The 16,840-nt window shown below is 68.6% G+C and carries 19 protein-coding genes; 17 read left to right on the forward strand and 2 right to left on the reverse strand.

All coding sequences use genetic code 11. The features are described from left to right. Positions 1 to 4 precede the first annotated feature (4 nt). Positions 5 to 760 (reverse strand): NrtR DNA-binding winged helix domain-containing protein, encoded by a 756-nt coding sequence (locus RU01_RS04570; RefSeq protein ID WP_082042879.1) that lies wholly within the window; start codon positions 758 to 760, stop codon positions 5 to 7. An 81-nt stretch (positions 761 to 841) separates the two neighbouring features. Here RU01_RS04570 and nadA point away from each other — a divergent pair, with 81 nt between their 5' ends. From nadA to hisI, 13 genes are all read left to right on the forward strand, one after another. Next, positions 842 to 1,879 carry a quinolinate synthase NadA gene (gene nadA, locus RU01_RS04575; RefSeq protein WP_042573285.1) on the forward strand — a complete coding sequence of 346 codons (1,038 nt, stop codon included), beginning with the start codon at positions 842 to 844 and terminating at the stop codon, positions 1,877 to 1,879. Continuing rightward, complete coding sequence (locus RU01_RS04580) at positions 1,876 to 3,492, forward strand: L-aspartate oxidase (protein WP_082042880.1); 1,617 nt, start codon at positions 1,876 to 1,878, stop codon at positions 3,490 to 3,492. Before nadA ends, RU01_RS04580 begins: the two co-directional genes overlap by 4 nt. Further along, entirely contained in the window at positions 3,489 to 4,358 is an 870-nt protein-coding gene (gene nadC, locus RU01_RS04585) for a carboxylating nicotinate-nucleotide diphosphorylase (RefSeq protein ID WP_042573286.1), read from the forward strand. The genes RU01_RS04580 and nadC overlap by 4 nt, the downstream gene beginning before the upstream one ends. A 37-nt stretch (positions 4,359 to 4,395) precedes the next feature. Next, the gene (locus RU01_RS04590) at positions 4,396 to 4,863 is read left to right on the forward strand and encodes an SRPBCC family protein (protein ID WP_042573408.1); all 468 of its coding nucleotides are present in this window, start codon (positions 4,396 to 4,398) and stop codon (positions 4,861 to 4,863) included. Positions 4,864 to 4,971: 108 nt separating this feature from the next. Further along, positions 4,972 to 6,309, forward strand: coding sequence for a histidinol dehydrogenase (gene hisD, locus RU01_RS04595; RefSeq protein WP_042573287.1), 1,338 nt, complete (start codon positions 4,972 to 4,974; stop codon positions 6,307 to 6,309). Then, positions 6,306 to 7,454: a histidinol-phosphate transaminase gene (locus tag RU01_RS04600; protein WP_042573288.1), complete on the forward strand. Its 1,149-nt coding sequence runs from the start codon at positions 6,306 to 6,308 to the stop codon at positions 7,452 to 7,454. The genes hisD and RU01_RS04600 overlap by 4 nt, the downstream gene beginning before the upstream one ends. A gap of 8 nt (positions 7,455 to 7,462) precedes the next feature. Further along, the gene (gene hisB, locus RU01_RS04605; protein WP_042573409.1) at positions 7,463 to 8,080 is read left to right on the forward strand and encodes an imidazoleglycerol-phosphate dehydratase HisB; all 618 of its coding nucleotides are present in this window, start codon (positions 7,463 to 7,465) and stop codon (positions 8,078 to 8,080) included. Beyond that, complete coding sequence (hisH, locus tag RU01_RS04610) at positions 8,077 to 8,709, forward strand: imidazole glycerol phosphate synthase subunit HisH (protein ID WP_042573289.1); 633 nt, start codon at positions 8,077 to 8,079, stop codon at positions 8,707 to 8,709. The genes hisB and hisH overlap by 4 nt, the downstream gene beginning before the upstream one ends. Next, on the forward strand, positions 8,706 to 8,954 hold the full coding sequence (locus RU01_RS04615; protein ID WP_052493119.1) for a hypothetical protein: 249 nt from the start codon (positions 8,706 to 8,708) through the stop codon (positions 8,952 to 8,954). The genes hisH and RU01_RS04615 overlap by 4 nt, the downstream gene beginning before the upstream one ends. 53 nt (positions 8,955 to 9,007) lie before the next feature. Then, on the forward strand, positions 9,008 to 9,760 hold the full coding sequence (gene priA, locus RU01_RS04620) for a bifunctional 1-(5-phosphoribosyl)-5-((5-phosphoribosylamino)methylideneamino)imidazole-4-carboxamide isomerase/phosphoribosylanthranilate isomerase PriA (RefSeq protein ID WP_042573410.1): 753 nt from the start codon (positions 9,008 to 9,010) through the stop codon (positions 9,758 to 9,760). Continuing rightward, positions 9,757 to 10,596: an inositol monophosphatase family protein gene (locus RU01_RS04625; protein ID WP_042573291.1), complete on the forward strand. Its 840-nt coding sequence runs from the start codon at positions 9,757 to 9,759 to the stop codon at positions 10,594 to 10,596. Before priA ends, RU01_RS04625 begins: the two co-directional genes overlap by 4 nt. Further along, a complete protein-coding gene (hisF, locus tag RU01_RS04630) occupies positions 10,593 to 11,366 on the forward strand; it encodes an imidazole glycerol phosphate synthase subunit HisF (RefSeq protein ID WP_042573292.1) in 774 nt (257 codons plus the stop codon). The genes RU01_RS04625 and hisF overlap by 4 nt, the downstream gene beginning before the upstream one ends. Beyond that, the gene (gene hisI / locus RU01_RS04635; protein WP_042573293.1) at positions 11,363 to 11,719 is read left to right on the forward strand and encodes a phosphoribosyl-AMP cyclohydrolase; all 357 of its coding nucleotides are present in this window, start codon (positions 11,363 to 11,365) and stop codon (positions 11,717 to 11,719) included. Before hisF ends, hisI begins: the two co-directional genes overlap by 4 nt. On the opposite strand, the gene RU01_RS04640 is transcribed toward hisI, so the two are convergent. Next, positions 11,716 to 12,213, reverse strand: coding sequence for a MarR family winged helix-turn-helix transcriptional regulator (locus RU01_RS04640; RefSeq protein WP_042573294.1), 498 nt, complete (start codon positions 12,211 to 12,213; stop codon positions 11,716 to 11,718). The two genes, hisI and RU01_RS04640, sit on opposite strands and share 4 nt — an antisense overlap. Before the next feature lie 147 nt (positions 12,214 to 12,360). Here RU01_RS04640 and RU01_RS04645 point away from each other — a divergent pair, with 147 nt between their 5' ends. The 4 genes from RU01_RS04645 to trpB all read left to right on the forward strand — a co-directional run bounded on the left by RU01_RS04645 (position 12,361) and on the right by trpB (position 16,827). After that, entirely contained in the window at positions 12,361 to 13,932 is a 1,572-nt protein-coding gene (locus RU01_RS04645; RefSeq protein WP_042573295.1) for an anthranilate synthase component I, read from the forward strand. Continuing rightward, entirely contained in the window at positions 13,929 to 14,594 is a 666-nt protein-coding gene (locus RU01_RS04650) for a TIGR02234 family membrane protein (RefSeq protein WP_042573296.1), read from the forward strand. The genes RU01_RS04645 and RU01_RS04650 overlap by 4 nt, the downstream gene beginning before the upstream one ends. Positions 14,595 to 14,706: 112 nt before the next feature. Next, the gene (gene trpC, locus RU01_RS04655) at positions 14,707 to 15,516 is read left to right on the forward strand and encodes an indole-3-glycerol phosphate synthase TrpC (RefSeq protein WP_042573297.1); all 810 of its coding nucleotides are present in this window, start codon (positions 14,707 to 14,709) and stop codon (positions 15,514 to 15,516) included. Between the two features lie 51 nt (positions 15,517 to 15,567). Next, positions 15,568 to 16,827, forward strand: a complete 1,260-nt coding sequence (trpB, locus tag RU01_RS04660) for a tryptophan synthase subunit beta (protein ID WP_231568594.1) — start codon at positions 15,568 to 15,570, stop codon at positions 16,825 to 16,827. The last annotated feature ends 13 nt before the right edge of the window (positions 16,828 to 16,840 follow it).

A 16,840-nucleotide genomic window follows, 5' to 3' on the forward strand; every position in this document is an offset into this window, starting at 1 on the left:
GCGGTCACCCCGGTGGGCGCAGAGCAGCGAACTCGTCGGTGACACGGAGGGCGGTGTCGCGGAACTTGTAGAGCGCCGCCGGTCGTCCGCCTGTGGGGCCGGGAGGGGCGGTCCGACCGGTCGATTCGATCACTCGTCGCCGATTCAGGACGCGTTGAAGATTCGTCGTGTCGACCTGGTAACCCAATGCGGCACAATAGATGTCGCGAAGCGTCGACATGCTGAACTCCGTGGGCGCCAACGCGAAGGCGATGTTGGTGTAGGACAGTTTCGCCGCCAGCCTGGTCCGTGCATGCGAGACCATCGTCCCGTGGTCGAAGGCCGTGTCGGGGAGATCCGCGACCGCATGCCACGCGGTGTCGACGGGAAGTCGGGGATCACCGTCGATCGGCACCAGGCCGAGGAACGTGGAGGCGATCCGGCGTTCCCCGGGAACCCGGCCGGGTTCGGAGAACACCGACAGTTGCTCGAGGTGCCGCACCTCCCGGACGTCGACCTTCTCGGCGAGCTGGCGTCGTGCGGAATCCATGAGGTTCTCGTCGTCGCCCAACCGACCACCGGGCAGGGACCATGTTCCGCGTGCCGGCGCCAGGGCTCGCTGCCACAGCAGGACGCACAGTTCGGCCGGCCGGTGGGCAACCTGTTCGCGCACCTGGAAGACGACGGACAGGACTTCGTGAACGGGTCCTGCGGCCGGATCGAGGCCGACCCGGGGGTGCTCGTCGGTGGCGGTGCTACGATGAATCACGTTTTCGATCATAAGTCGAAAACCCCGCCGGGTCCATTCCGGCGGATCGGCACCCGGCGAATTCCGTCGCCGAACGCACGCGAGGAGTACTTCATGTCGATCACGACCACGCGATTCGGTGGACACTCGGCCGTCGTCGACGGACCGGGCGGGTATTCCGGCGTCGAGGCCGGACCGGAGTGGGCAGAGGAGATCCTGCGCCTCGCGGAAGCGAAGAACGCCACGATCCTCGCGCACAACTATCAGCTGCCCGCGATCCAGGACATCGCACACCACGTCGGCGATTCCCTCGCCCTGTCCCGCATCGCGGCGCAGGCCGAAGAGGACACCATCGTCTTCTGCGGCGTCCACTTCATGGCCGAGACCGCCAAGATCCTCGCCCCGTCCAAGACGGTGCTCATTCCCGACGAGCGCGCCGGATGCTCCCTCGCCGATTCCATCGATGCGGCGCAGCTGCGCGAGTGGAAGGCCGAGCACCCCGACGCGGTCGTCGTCTCCTACGTCAACACGACGGCCGAGGTCAAAGGCCTCACCGACATCTGCTGCACGTCGTCCAACGCCGTCGAGGTAGTGAACTCCATCGACCGCGACCGCGAGGTGCTGTTCCTTCCCGACCAGTTCCTGGGCGCCCACGTCCGCCGACAGACCGGGCGCACCAACATGCACATCTGGGCGGGGGAGTGCCACGTGCACGCCGGCATCAACGGGGACGAGTTGACCGCTCGGTCTCGCGCCTACCCGGACGCGGAGCTCTACGTCCACCCGGAATGCGGTTGTGCGACGTCCGCTCTGTACCTGGCGGGAGAGGGCTTCGTCCCCGAGGAGAAGGTCAAGATCCTCTCCACCGGAGGAATGTTGGACGCCGCACGGACCACCCGCGCCACGCAGGTCCTGGTGGCCACGGAGATCGGCATGCTGCATCAGCTGCGTAAAGCCGCGCCGGGTGTGGACTTCCAGGCAGTCAACGACCGCGCGTCCTGCCCCTACATGAAGATGATCACTCCCGCGGCCCTGCTGCGGTGTCTCACCGAGGGCAAGGACGAGGTGCACGTCGACCTCGCCACCGCTGAGCGAGCGCGTGCGTCGGTGGAGCGCATGATCGCCATCGGGTCCCCCGGCGGCGGCGAGTGAGCACCCCTCTCACGCCTGCGTGGGAGGCCGACGCCGATCTCGTGGTCGTGGGCGGTGGCGTGGCCGGACTGGCCGCGGCCATCGAGGCCACACGCCTCGGCATGCGGGTACTCGTCGTCGGCAAGGACATCGAGGGCACGTCGACGCAGTACGCGCAGGGCGGCGTCGCCATCGCGACAGGTGACGACGTCGAGGCGCACGTCCGCGACACGCTGACCGCCGGTGCCGGGTTGTGCGACGAGGCCGCGGTGCGGTCCATCGTCGGCGCGGGGTCGGATGCCTTCGACACCTTGGTTGCGCTGGGCGCCACGTTCGACCACGGTCGGGACGGACAGGTGTCGCGCACCCGCGAGGGCGGACACAGCGTCAGCCGCATCGTGCATGCGGGCGGGGACGCGACCGGGCGTGAGATCCAGCGAGCACTGTCGTCGACGGCGCCCGCCACCGTCGGCGGTGCCACGGCGCTGCAGGTCGTCGTCGGCCCCGAGGGTGCGGCCGGTGTGGTCGTCTCCCTCGGCGGGACGACACCGGGTGTCGACGTGGGCATAGTCCGCGCGCCCGCCGTGCTGATCGCGACCGGTGGCAACGGCATGCTCTACGCGGCCAGTACCAATCCCTCCGGAGCGACGGCGGACGGTGTCGCACTCGCTCTGCGCGCCGGCGCGTCCATCGCCGACGTGGAATTCGTGCAGTTCCACCCGACCGTGTTGTTCAGCCCCGGCGGGCGAGGACGTCTGCCCCTCGTCAGCGAGGCAGTGCGCGGCGAAGGTGCGAGACTGACCGACCTCGACGGACGCTCGATCATGCAGGGTGTCCACCCGATGGGAGATCTGGCACCACGAGATGTCGTGTCCCGCACCATCGCTCGGCAACTGGCCGCGTCCGGCGCGGACCACGTTCTGCTCGACGCACGACCGGTACGCGACATGCATCGCCGCTTTCCGACGGTCACCGCCGCGTGCCTCGACATGGGTGTCGACCCGTCCGAGTCGCCGATCCCGGTGGCGCCGGCCGCGCACTACGCCTGCGGGGGAGTCGTGACCGACACCGACGGTCGCACATCCGTACCCGGTCTCTTCGCCGCCGGTGAGGTGGCACGGACGGGTCTGCACGGTGCGAACCGTCTGGCGTCGAACTCGCTGCTCGAGGGCGTCGTCCTCGGCACCCGTGTGGCGCGAGCGGCACGGGCACGGCTCGGAACTCCCGTCGTCGGGGAACCCACCGAGCTGGGCGACCTCCGCCGTCTGGATCGGGACGTGCTGCAGGCGACGATGACGCGCGACGTCGGCGTCGTCCGCGATGCGGACGGTCTCCACCGGGCATCGGCCGTCCTGGATTCCGCGCAGACGCGGCCGGTCACGTCGGTGCGCGACGTGGAAGACGCCGCGATGACGATGCTCGCGTCCGCCACCGTTCGTGCGGCGGCACTGCGTACCGAGACGCGCGGCGCACACACCCGACTCGATCATGTCGACTCGGATCCGGCCCAGCGCCGCAGCCGCGCCTTCCGTCTGTCGGAGGACGGCGACATCGTTCTCGTCCGTCACGACGACCCGTCCCTCGCCCGGACGACGACGTCGTTCGGGACCACCACCACCGTAGGAGTGTCGTGACCGCCTCGACCGATGATCTGGTCCCCGTCGACCGCGACGAGATTCTCGACGTGGTGCGCAGAGCCCTCGAGGAAGACCTGCGTTACGGACCCGACGTGACGACGCTCGCGACGGTGTCCGCCGACGCGCGCACGCGAGCATCCGTGGTCTCGCGCGGCTACGGCACCGTGGCCGGTGTCGACGTGGCGCTCGTGGTCCTCGACGAGGTCGCCGGGACCTACGAGACGGTGCACCGGGTCGCCGACGGCACGCGCGTCGAGCCCGGTGACGTCGTCCTCACCGTCGAGACGTCGACGCGTGAACTGCTGACGGCCGAGCGGACGATGCTGAACCTGCTGTGCCATCTGTCCGGCATCGCCACGGCGACCGCCGCCTGGGTCGACGCTGTAGCGGGAACGAAATGTGTCGTCCGGGACAGTCGCAAGACCCTCCCCGGACTGCGCGCACTGCAGAAATACGCCGTGCGGGCCGGTGGCGGAACCAACCACCGGATGGGCCTCGGAGATGCCGCGCTGATCAAGGACAACCACGTGGTCGCGGCGGGGTCCGTGGTCGCCGCACTGCATGCCGTGCGGCGTGCGGCACCCGACATCGCGTGCGAGGTCGAGGTGGACACGCTCGAACAACTCGACGAGGTGTTGGCCGAGAACGTCGACCTCGTCCTGCTCGACAACTTCCCCCTGTGGCAGACACAGATGGCCGTGCAGAGACGAGACAGATCGGCTCCGGGTACGCGGCTCGAATCGTCCGGAGGGCTAACGTTGGACTCGGCCGCCGAGTACGCCGGCACGGGCGTCGACTTCCTCGCCGTGGGCGCTCTCACGCACTCGGTGACGGTGCTCGACCTGGGTCTCGACTTCGGCTGACGTTTCGGTGTCGGGCTCCTCGGGCACAATCGGTCACATGACATCAGTGACGACAGTGGACCGTGGCGACCGTGTGATCGCCCGACGGGTGACCGTGAACGCATCGGCAGACGAACTCTTCGCACAGGTGGCCGACCCGCATCGTCACGGCGAGCTCGACGGCTCCGGCACCGTCAAGGACACCGTGAAGGGCCCGTCGCCTCTGTCGAACGGAGCCAAGTTCTCGGTGAAGATGAAGCAGTTCGGCCTGCCGTACCGGATCACCAGCACGGTGACGGAGTTCGTGGACACCGGTGACACCAAGGTCATCGAGTGGCAGCACCCGCTGGGACACAAGTGGCGCTGGGAGTTCGCGCAGACCTCGCCGACGACGACCGACGTCACGGAATCGTTCATCTACGGCACCGCCAAGGCTCCGGCGATGCTCGAACTGACCAAGCAGACGGACAAGAACGTCGTCGGAATCACCGCCACGCTCGAGCAACTGGCCAACCGGTACGCCTGACCTCGCTGTCGGTCCGCCGTCCCCGACGGGTGCGGCCAGTGGGCGTTGCGCGATAATTGCCATGCGCCGCACGGCCGCACCATGCCGTGACCCCCGAGAGGACCACTCATGACCGCCCGCACCGAGCTGAGACGCGTCGATCTACGCGGCAGCTCCCCGTCCACGGCCGAACTCAGGGCCGTTCTCCCGCGAGGCGGAGTGGACGTGAACTCGGTGCTGCATCTGGTCACTCCTGTGGTCGAGGCGGTCCGTGAGCGCGGTGCCGACGCGGCGCTCGACTACTGCGAGACGTTCGACCGGGTCCGTCCCGACGCGGTGCGCGTGCCCGCCGCCGCGCTGGATAAGGCCCTGGCCGACCTCGATCCCGCTGTCCGTGAGGCGTTGAACGTCTCCATCGAGCGCTCCCGCACGGTGCACGAGGATCAGCGGCGCTCGGAGACGGTGACCACGGTCGTCCCCGGGGGCACGGTCACCGAGAAGTGGGTGCCCGTCGATCGCGTCGGTCTGTACGTGCCCGGAGGCAATGCCGTCTACCCGTCGTCGGTCGTCATGAACGTCGTGCCGGCGCAGGTGGCCGGTGTGGGCAGTCTCGTCGTCGCGTCGCCGCCGCAGGTCGACTTCGGCGGACTGCCGCACCCCACGATTCTCGCCGCCGCGGCTCTGCTGGGCGTCGAGGAGGTCTGGGCTGTCGGCGGGGCGCAGGGCGTCGCGCTGCTCACCTACGGCGGTATCGACACCGACGGTGAGGCCCTCGAGCCGGTCGACATGATCACCGGACCCGGGAACATCTACGTCACCGCCGCCAAGCGGCTGTGCCGAGGCGTCGTCGGCATCGACTCCGAAGCGGGACCGACGGAGATCGCGATCCTCGCCGATCACACCGCGGACCCGGTTCACGTGGCGGCCGACCTCATCTCCCAGGCCGAGCACGATGTCCTGGCTGCCAGCGTGCTGGTGACCACCTCCCTGGAGCTGGCAGACGCCGTCACACGTGAGGTCGCCGAGCGCACTCTCACCACCAAGCACTCCGAGCGTGTGGCGACGGCGCTGTCAGGCGAGCAGTCCGGCATCGTGCTGGTCGATTCGCTCGACGCCGGCATCAGGACCGTCGACGCGTACGCCGCGGAGCACCTCGAGATCCAGACGGAGAACGCGTCCGAGGTCGCCGGCCGCGTCCGCAGCGCCGGGGCTATCTTCGTCGGCCCGTGGTCACCGGTGAGCCTCGGTGACTACTGCGCGGGTTCCAATCACGTCCTGCCGACAGCAGGGTGCGCCCGGTTCTCGTCGGGTCTGTCCGTGCAGACGTTCCTGCGTGGGATCCACATCGTCGACTACTCGCGTGACGCACTCGAAGGAGTTGCGGCGCATGTCGTCGCCTTGGCGAACGCGGAGGATCTGCCCGCTCACGGCGACGCTGTGAGCGTGCGTTTCGAGGCGCGCTCGTGACGGCCGTTCCCGGTTCGGGCGCCACCCTCGCCGACCTGCCGTTACGCGAATCTCTGGTGGGGAAGTCGCCGTACGGTGCCCCGCAGCTCGCGGTTTCGGTCCAACTGAACACCAACGAGAATCCGCACCCGCCGTCCGAGGCGCTCGTCGAGGACGTGGCGCGGTCGGTACGAGAGGCCGCGGCGTCGTTGCACCGGTACCCGGATCGGGACGCGGTCGCTCTGCGGACCGACCTGGCGTCGTACGTGGCGGGACGCACCGGGGTCGCGGTGACCGTCGACAACCTGTGGGCGGCCAACGGCTCGAACGAGATCCTGCAGCAGGTGCTCCAGGCGTTCGGCGGGCCGGGGCGACGCGCGCTGGGATTCGTCCCGTCGTACTCGATGCATCCGATCATCTCGGCGGGAACGCAGACGGAATTCCTCGACCTGCACCGCCGCGAGGACTTCTCGCTCGACATCGATGCGGCCGTGTCGGCCATCGAGTCGACCGACCCCGACGTCGTCTTCGTGACCACGCCGAACAACCCGACCGGACACACGCTGACGCTCGACGACATCCGCAGGATCATCTCGGCGACACGCGGAATCGTCATCGTCGACGAGGCCTACGCGGAGTTCTCCGATGCGCCGAGTGCGGTGGAGTTGATCGACGAGGTCCCGACCCGCGTGGTGGTCAGCCGGACCATGAGCAAAGCGTTCGCCTTCGCGGGCGGTCGGCTGGGCTATCTGGTCGCCGCGCCGGCGATCGTCGACGCACTCCTGCTGGTCCGGCTCCCGTACCACCTGTCGGTGCTGACTCAGGCCGCTGCGCGCGCCGCGCTGCGGCACGCCGACGACACCCTGGCCTCCGTCGCGGAACTGGCATCGGAACGCGACCGTGTGATGGGTCGATTGGCCGCACTCGGGTTCCACGTCATTCCGAGCAGCGCCAACTTCGTCCTGTTCGGTCGCTTCGCCGACGCGGCCGCGGTGTGGCAGCAGTACCTCGATCACGGCGTCCTGATACGGGACGTCGGCATCGACGGGCACCTGCGGGTGACCATCGGCGTGGAGGCGGAGAACGACCGCTTCCTCGAGGTCAGTGCTGCGCTCGTCGACACGGTGACCGGCCCCATCGCCCCCCTACAGAGGACGTCCCAGTGAGCAGCATCATGACCCCGAACCGCATCGCGCGTATCGAGCGGACGACGAAGGAGTCGTCCATCACGGTGGAGCTCAACCTCGACGGCACCGGGATCGTGGACGTCTCCACCGGTGTCCCGTTCTTCGACCACATGCTGACCGCGCTGGGAACGCACGCCAGTTTCGACCTGACCGTGCATGCGAAGGGCGACATCGAGATCGAGGCACATCACACGGTCGAGGACACGGCTATCGTCCTCGGCCAGGCGCTGGGCCAGGCACTCGGCGACAAGAAGGGAATTCGCCGTTTCGGTGACGCGTTCATTCCGATGGACGAGACGTTGGCTCACGCATCGGTCGACGTGTCCGGCCGCCCGTACTGCGTGCACACCGGGGAACCGGAGCACATGCTGCACGCCGTCATCGCGGGATATCCGGGCGCGCCGTACTCGACGGTGATCAACCGCCACGTCTTCGAATCCATCGCGTCCAACGCTCGCATCGCCCTGCACGTCCGGGTGCTGTACGGGCGCGACCAGCACCACGTCACCGAGGCCGAGTACAAGGCCGTCGCGCGCGCTCTCCGCGCTGCCGTCGAGCCGGACCCTCGCGTCACGGGTGTGCCGTCGACGAAGGGAAGTCTGTGAGCTCGGTAGCGCTGCTCGATTACGGTTCGGGGAATTTGCACTCTGCACAGCGGGCTCTCGAGCGTGTGGGTGCCGATGTGACCGTGACCTCCGACCACCGCGTCGCCCTCGCCGCCGACGGGCTGGTGGTTCCGGGCGTCGGCGCGTTCGGCGCCTGCATGGACGGTCTGCTGTCGGTCCGCGGGGACGAGCTCGTCGACAAGCGGTTGGCCGGTGGCCGTCCCGTGCTGGGCATCTGTGTCGGTATGCAGATCATGTTCGATCGTGGTGTCGAGTTCGACATCCCCGCGACGGGCTGTGGCCAGTGGCCCGGAACGGTCGACAAACTGCATGCCGAGGTCCTGCCGCACATGGGGTGGAACACGGTCCGTCCCGGCGAGGACTCGGTCCTGTTCGCCGGGATGAGCCCCGACACGCGCTTCTACTTCGTGCACTCCTACGGCGCCCAGACCTGGGAGATGGAACCGAGCGACTCCCTGGCAGCGCCCGTTCTCACGTGGGCGAACCACGGCGGTGATTTCATCGCGGCCGTCGAGAACGGTCCGCTGTCGGCGACGCAGTTCCATCCGGAGAAGTCGGGCGACGCGGGCGCGGTGCTGCTCGAGAACTGGCTTCGTACGCTCTCGTGAGCGAGCTACCCGACTTCTCCTTCGGGCGGCACGCCGCACTCGTGCTGGGTGCGGCCACGGTGATGCTCGGTCTGACGACGGTGGCGCTGTGGGCGCTGAGCCCCGACGGGCCGCTCGGGCTCGTCGTCGTCACGGTCGGTCTCGTCCTGACGTTCGCGGTCGCATCCGTCGTGTCCAAGCAATCCCTACGCAGGTCTTTCGACGAGGTGGGCACCGACGACGCCGAAGCCGACCGCAGCGACTGACCGCCCTGCCCTGCCGCGCAGTGCCGTCGATCGTGCCGGTAACCTCGTCGAACGTGAGCCTGGTACTTCTTCCCGCAGTCGATGTCGCCGACGGTCAAGCTGTTCGTCTCGTCCAAGGAGAGGCCGGCAGTGAGACCTCCTACGGCTCGCCCCGTGACGCCGCCCTCGCGTGGCAGAACGACGGAGCCGAGTGGGTGCACCTCGTCGATCTCGACGCCGCTTTCGGCCGCGGATCGAACCGTGAGTTGCTCGCCGGCGTCGTCGGCGAACTCGACGTGAAGGTCGAGCTGTCCGGTGGCATCCGCGACGACGAGAGTCTCCGCGCGGCACTGGCCACCGGATGCGCGCGCGTCAATCTCGGTACCGCGGCGCTCGAGGATCCGGAATGGTGCAAGCGGGCCATCGGCGAGTACGGAGACCGTGTCGCCGTGGGACTCGACGTGCGCATCGTCGACGGACAGCACCGCCTCCGCGGCCGTGGGTGGGTCAGCGACGGGGGAGACCTCTGGGAGGTGCTCGAGCGCCTCGATCGCGACGGTTGCACCCGCTACGTGGTCACCGACGTCACGCGCGACGGCACCTTGACCGGCCCCAATCTCGAACTCCTCGAACAGGTCTGCGCCGTCACCGACGCACCCGTCATCGCCTCCGGTGGCGTGTCCACCGTGGACGATCTGGTGGCCATCGCGTCCCTGACGCCGAAGGGTGTCGAGGGCTCGATCGTGGGCAAGGCGCTCTACGCCGGCAAGTTCACGCTCCCGCAGGCCCTCGCAGCGGTCGCGGACAGCGCGCCGTCGACGCCGTGAGCGATCTGGATCTCGACAGCCTCGCCGGCACCGCCCGCGGGCTGCTCGACGGGATCCACGACCGGTTCGTCGCCGGCGCCGGCGCTCCCAGCGCTGTCGCCAAGGGCCCGGACGACTTCGCGACGGCCGTCGACCTCGAACTGGAACGCCGACTGGTCGAGGAGTTGCAGGAGCAGACGCAGATCCCCGTCCACGGCGAGGAATTCGGCGGTCCGCCCGTCGACTCCGGAACCGTGTGGGTCCTCGACCCCATCGACGGCACCTTCAACTACTCGTACGGATTGCCCACGGCGGGAACGTTGCTCGCGCTGATGGTCGACGGCACTCCGGTCATCGGCCTGACGTGGCTGCCGTTGATCGGACAGCGTTTCTGGGCTGTCGACGGTGGTCCGGTGTACCGCGACGGCGATGCGTTGCCCCGTCTGTCGACCACGTCCCTTTCGTCGTCGGTCGTGGGCTTCGGTGCCTTCAACATCGACAGTCGGGGCAGGCTGCCGGGGGCGTACCGAGTCCAGCTGCTGTCCGACATCAGTCGGGTGTCCTCGCGCATCCGCATGCACGGCTCGACGGGTCTGGACCTCGCGTACACCGCGGCGGGAACACTCGGAGCGTCGATCGTGTTCGGACACCACGCCTGGGACAACGCGGCGGGAGCCATGCTGGTGCGCGCAGCGGGCGGCGTCGTCACGGATCTGGCCGGGGAGCAGTGGACCTCGGCGTCGACCTCGGTCCTGGCCGCGGCGCCCGGTGTGCACGAGGAAGTTCTGAACATCCTCGCGCATGTCGGTGACCCCGCGTCGTACACACCCGATACCCGGTCAGGAGCCCGTAGATGAGCGTCGCGGTCCGTGTCATCCCGTGCCTGGACGTAGATGCCGGCCGTGTGGTCAAGGGCGTCAATTTCGCCGACCTCCGCGACGCGGGGGATCCGGTGGAACTCGCCGCGAAGTACGACGCCGAAGGCGCCGACGAACTGACGTTCCTCGACGTCACCGCGTCGTCGGGCGGCCGGGCGACGATGCTCGACGTGGTCACCCGCACCGCCGAGCAGGTCTTCATTCCCCTCACGGTGGGCGGCGGAGTCCGCACGGTGCAGGACGTGGACACGTTGCTCCGCGCGGGCGCCGACAAGGTATCCATCAACACCGCTGCACTGGCGCGGCCGGAGTTGTTGCGGGAGCTCAGTTCTCGTTTCGGGTCACAGTGCATCGTGCTGTCGGTCGATGCGCGGACGGTGCCCGAGGGTGAGCAGCCCACCGAGTCAGGCTGGGAGGTGACGACCCACGGTGGTCGGCGCGGTACCGGTGTCGACGCCGTCGAGTGGGCACGCCGCGGCGCCGAACTGGGCGTCGGAGAGATCTTGCTGAACTCGATGGACGCGGACGGCACGAAGGCCGGGTTCGACATCGCGATGATCACGGCGGTGCGCGGCGCGGTGCACGTCCCGGTGATCGCCAGCGGGGGAGCGGGCGCGGTCGAGCACTTCGCCCCTGCCGTGGCAGCGGGTGCCGACGCCGTCCTCGCAGCCAGTGTCTTCCACTTCGGTGAGATGACGATCGGTGACGTCAAGACGGCCCTGCGCGCGGACGGAGTGGAGGTCCGGTGAGTACTCCCGTTCTCGATCCCGCCATCGCGTCGCGGCTCAAGCGCAACGACGACGGTCTGGTCTGTGCGGTCGCGCAGGAACGCGGGACCGGAGACGTTCTGATGGTCGCCTGGATGGACGACACCGCTCTCGCGATGACTCTCGAGACGCGGAAGGGGACCTACTGGTCCCGATCGCGTCGTGAGTACTGGGTCAAGGGCGAGTCGTCCGGGCATGCGCAGCGCGTGCACGAGGTGCGACTCGACTGCGACGGCGACACCGTGCTGCTGACGGTCGATCAGACCGGCGGCGCCTGCCACACCGGCGACCACACGTGCTTCGACGCGGATCTGCTGCTCGGGGACGACAGCTAGTCGGAACTCGTCTGGCGCGCGATTCCTGCGTCGAGGTTCGTCACCATCACGGTTCCCAGCGCCAGCAGTTCCGAGACCTGATCGTCGTCGAGGCCGTCGAAGACCAGCGACCGAACGGTCGATACGTGCCCCGGGGCGGTCTCGATCACCTTGGCGTACCCGTCGTCAGTCAGCACGGCGTGTGATCCGCGCCCACCGCTGATGCTTTCCCGACGCGCCCATCCGGCTTTCTCGAGTTTCGTCATCACGTGGGAGAGCCGCGACAGCGACGCGTTGGAGAAGTCGGCGAGGTCTCGCAGACGCAGGCGCCGGTCCGGGGCCTCCGACAGGGTGGCGAGGACGAAGTAGTCGAAGTGCGTCATGCCCGAGTCGCGCTGGAGTTGGGTGTCCAACGCCGCCGGCAGGCGTGTCACGAATGCCACCAGCGCCCGCCAGGCGTCCTGTTGTTCGGGAGTGAGCCATCGCGTGGCCTGTGGTTCCTGTGCATCAGCCATCGCTGTCGAAATCGTCCTGTTCTGCCGTCGTCGCTGTCGGTGATCGTTCGAGTCTCCCACCGCGACGCTGCGTTCCGCCGCGCGGAGGCCCGGTGAGTCGGCGCACCCGTGCGAGCCACACCTGAAGTACCCGGGAAGATGGGGCGCATGCAAGCTGAGAAGGACACGGCCGCGTCCGGTGCGTCGACGCGGTCCGGCGGCGACGGCACTACCACCCGGGAGCAGTTCCGCGAGCTCGCCGCGGTGCACCGAGTAGTGCCGGTGATCCGGAAGGTGTTGGCGGACTCCGAGACTCCGCTGTCGGCCTATCGCAAGCTGGGCGGTGACAAGCCGGGAACGTTCCTGCTCGAGTCGGCGGAGAACGGCCGCTCGTGGTCGCGCTGGTCGTTCATCGGCGCGGGCAGTCCCAGCGCGTTGACGGTCGTGGACGGTGAAGCAGCCTGGATGGGCGAGACTCCCGCGGGTGCACCGTCGGGTGGTCATCCACTCGACGCCCTGGGCGCGACGATCGAACTGCTGCGCTCGGAGCGTCTGCCGAACCTGCCGCCGTTGACCGGTGGGATGGTCGGCTATCTCGGGTACGACGCGGTCCGCCACATCGAGCGTCTCCCCGAGCTGACCGAGGATGACCTGCAGATCCCCGAGATGGTCATGCTGCTGGCCACCGACCTGGCAGCCGTCGATCATCACGAGGGCGCGATCACCCTGATCGCCAACGCGGTCAACTGGGACGGCACCGACAACCGGGTGGACGAGGCGTACGACGACGCGGTCGCCCGGCTCGATCGGATGACCGCGGCCCTGTCGTCACCGGCCGACTCCACCGTCGCGTCGTACTCGCGCCCGGCGCCGCAGTTCCGCCGTCAGCGCACCTCGGAAGGATTCGGGGCCGACGTGCGTCGTCTCGTGGAGGAGATCGAGGCCGGCGAGGCGTTCCAGGTGGTGCTGTCGCAACGCTTCGAGATGGACACCGACGCCACTCCGTTGGACGTCTACCGCATGCTGCGGGCGTCGAATCCCAGCCCGTACATGTACCTGATGCACGTACCGGGCCCCGACGGTGAGACCGCCTTCTCCATCGTCGGCTCCAGCCCGGAGTCGTTGGTCACCGTCGCCGACGGCGTCGCCACCACGCATCCCATCGCGGGTACCCGCTGGCGCGGCGCCACCGAGGAGGACGACATCCTGCTCGAGAAGGACCTGCTGGTGGACGAGAAGGAGAACTCGGAACACCTCATGCTCGTCGACCTGGGGCGCAACGATCTGGGCCGCGTGTGCGAGCCGGGCACGGTGAAGGTGACCGAGTACCGCCACGTCGAGCGGTACAGCCACGTCATGCACCTGGTGTCGACGGTGACGGGCAGGCTCGACGAGGGCAAACACGCGCTCGACGCCGTGCGCGCGTGCTTCCCCGCAGGCACGCTGTCCGGCGCGCCCAAGGTCCGAGCGATGGAACTGATCGAGGAACTCGAGCCCACCCGCCGGGGTGTGTACGGAGGGATCGTCGGATACCTCGACTTCGACGGCGACGCCGACACCGCCATCTGCATCCGCTCCGCCCTGATCAAGGACGGAACCGCCTACGTCCAGGCGGGCGCCGGGGTCGTGGCCGATTCGGTCGCCGAGTACGAGGACACCGAGGCGCGCAACAAGGCCATGGCCGTACTCGGTGCGGTGGCCGCCGCCGAGACGGTGACGACGTTCGGGGCAGGTCGGTGAGAGGCGGCCGTTCCACCGTCGGTATCTCCGCGGTTCTGCTCGCCCTCGCGGCTCTGGCGCTGTGGGCGTCGTCCCGCATGACGTGGGTGACGGTGGTCAGCTCCGACGGGCTGGGGGAGCAGCAGACCACCCGTCTGGTGGGTGGGACGTGGGCGGCGGCCACGACGCCGTTGGCCATCGCAGCCATCGCCGCCGTAGCGGCTCTGTTCGCCATCCGTGGTCGATGGACCGTCGTGCTGGCGGGGCTCATCGCCCTGGTGGCAGTGGCCGCGGCGATCCCGTCGGTACAGCTGCTTGTCTCGGGCGCCACCGCGGACCGTGCCGGGTCTCTCGCGGAACTGCCGGGCCGGGCCGAGGTGATCTCCGCCGAGGCGAACAGGGCACCCGCAGCGCTGGCGTTCGCCGGGGCGCTTCTCGCTCTGGCCGCCGCGGTGACCGTCGCCCGGTCCGCCCGCTCGACCCGCGGGTTGTCCGACCGCTACGACAGTCCTGCCGTCCGACGCGATCGCGCCGAGCAGACAGTGCTGGCCGATCCCGACGACCCCGCGGAGGAACCGAGTGAACGTGCCATCTGGGATGCGCTCGACTCGGGCCTGGACCCCACGCTCGATCGTGAACGACGCTCCGGCGAGGGGCGATCGGAGAACGGTGAGACCCGCTAGTCGGTCTTGTCCGTCCGGCCTCTACTCTGAGCGAACGGATGACAAGCGCCACACATCCACCGCGGTGTCTCCGACGACATCGACTGCACTTCGAAAGGACGCGGGGGCTCCGATGACCGTTCTCGATTCGATCCTCGACGGAGTACGTGCGGATGCACTCGCACGCGAATCCGTCGTCGATTTCGCCTCCGTCAAGAAGGCCGCTGCCGCTGCTCGGCCTGCCCTCGATGCCGCCGCAGCGCTCATCGAGCCCGGTATCGCCGTCATCGCCGAGGTCAAGCGCGCCAGCCCGTCGAAGGGCGCGCTCGCAGACATCCCGGACCCCGCTGTCCTCGCCGGCGCCTACGAAGCAGGCGGCGCTCGTGTGATCAGTGTGCTGACCGAGGAGCGTCGGTTCCGCGGTTCGCTCGACGACCTCGATGCGGTGCGCCGCGCGGTCAGCATCCCGGTGCTGCGCAAGGACTTCATCGTCGGGCCGTACCAGATCCACGAGGCGCGAGCGCACGGTGCGGACATGATCCTGCTCATCGTCGCGGCCCTCGAACAGGACGCGTTGGCGTCGTTGCTGGACCGCACCGAATCGCTCGGTATGACGCCCCTCGTCGAGGTGCACACCGAGGAAGAGGCGGACCGGGCCCTCGAAGCCGGCGCGAAGATCATCGGTGTCAACGCCCGCAACCTGAAGACGTTGGAAGTCGACCCCGACACATTCTCGCGGATCGCTCCCGGCCTGCCGTCGAACATCATCCGCGTCGCCGAGTCCGGTGTCCGCGGCACCGCCGACCTCCTGGCCTACGCCGGCGCGGGTGCGGACGCCGTGCTCGTCGGCGAGGGATTGGTCACCAGCGGCGACCCCCGCTCCGCGGTGCGTGATCTGGTGGCCGCCGGAACGCACCCGTCGTGCCCGAAACCGGCTCGCTGAGCAGTTCCACCCGGCTCGTCGGCGCAACGCGTCATCGGGCAGACTCTTGGTGTGACTACCAGCCATATTCCGAACTCGAGCGACGGCATCACCGATCGCACGTCTCACGACCCGGACCTCGGCGGGCATTTCGGTAAGTACGGTGGCCGATACGTTCCCGAGGCGCTCATGGGCGTCATCGAAGAAGTCACCACCGAGTACGCGAAGGCACGCGGCGACCGCACTTTCCTGGACGAGCTCGACCGTCTGCAGCGCGACTACACCGGGCGTCCGTCCCCGGTGTTCGAGGCCGCGAATCTGTCGACGCACGCCGGCGGCGCTCGCATCCTGCTCAAGCGCGAGGACCTCAACCACACCGGTTCGCACAAGATCAACAACGTGCTCGGACAGGTGCTCCTCGCGAAGCGGATGGGTAAGACCCGCGTCATCGCCGAGACCGGAGCCGGCCAGCACGGTGTCGCCACCGCCACTGCCTGCGCACTTCTCGGACTCGAGTGCCTCGTCTACATGGGTGAGGTCGACACCGAGCGCCAGGCGCTCAACGTCGCGCGGATGAAGCTCCTCGGCTCCGACGTCGTCCCGGTCACCTCGGGATCGCGGACTCTCAAGGACGCCATCAACGAAGCGCTCCGTGACTGGGTCACCAACGCGGACGCCACGTACTACTGCTTCGGTACCGTCGCCGGACCGCACCCCTTCCCGATGATGGTGCGCGACTTCCAGCGCATCATCGGCATGGAGGCTCGCGCTCAGCTGATGAACAGCATCGGTCGGCTTCCCGACGCCGTCGCGGCGTGTGTCGGCGGCGGATCGAACGCCATCGGCATCTTCCACGCGTTCATCGACGACCCGGCCGTGCGCCTCATCGGATACGAAGCTGCCGGCGACGGCATCGAGACGGGCCGTCACGCCGCCACCATCGGGGCAGGATCGCCCGGTGCCCTGCACGGTGCGTTCTCGTACCTGCTGCAGGACGCCGACGGACAGACCATCGACTCGCACTCGATCTCCGCGGGTCTGGACTACCCCGGCGTGGGACCGGAGCACTCGTACCTCAACGACATCGGGCGCGCCGAGTACCGGCCCATCACCGACACCGAGGCGATGGAAGCGTTCACGCTGCTGAGCAAGACCGAGGGCATCATCCCCGCGATCGAGTCGGCGCACGCGATCGCCGGCGCGGTGAAGCTGGGCCGGGAACTGGGCGAGGGCGCCGTGATCCTGGTCAATCTGTCCGGACGTGGAGACAAGGACGTCGACACCGCAGCGAAGTGGTTCGGGATCCTGGACGAGAAGGGCAAGATCAAGTGAGCGTCACACCCAC

Source organism: Rhodococcus sp. MEB064, from assembly GCF_000834565.1.
Classification (GTDB): domain Bacteria; phylum Actinomycetota; class Actinomycetes; order Mycobacteriales; family Mycobacteriaceae; genus Rhodococcoides.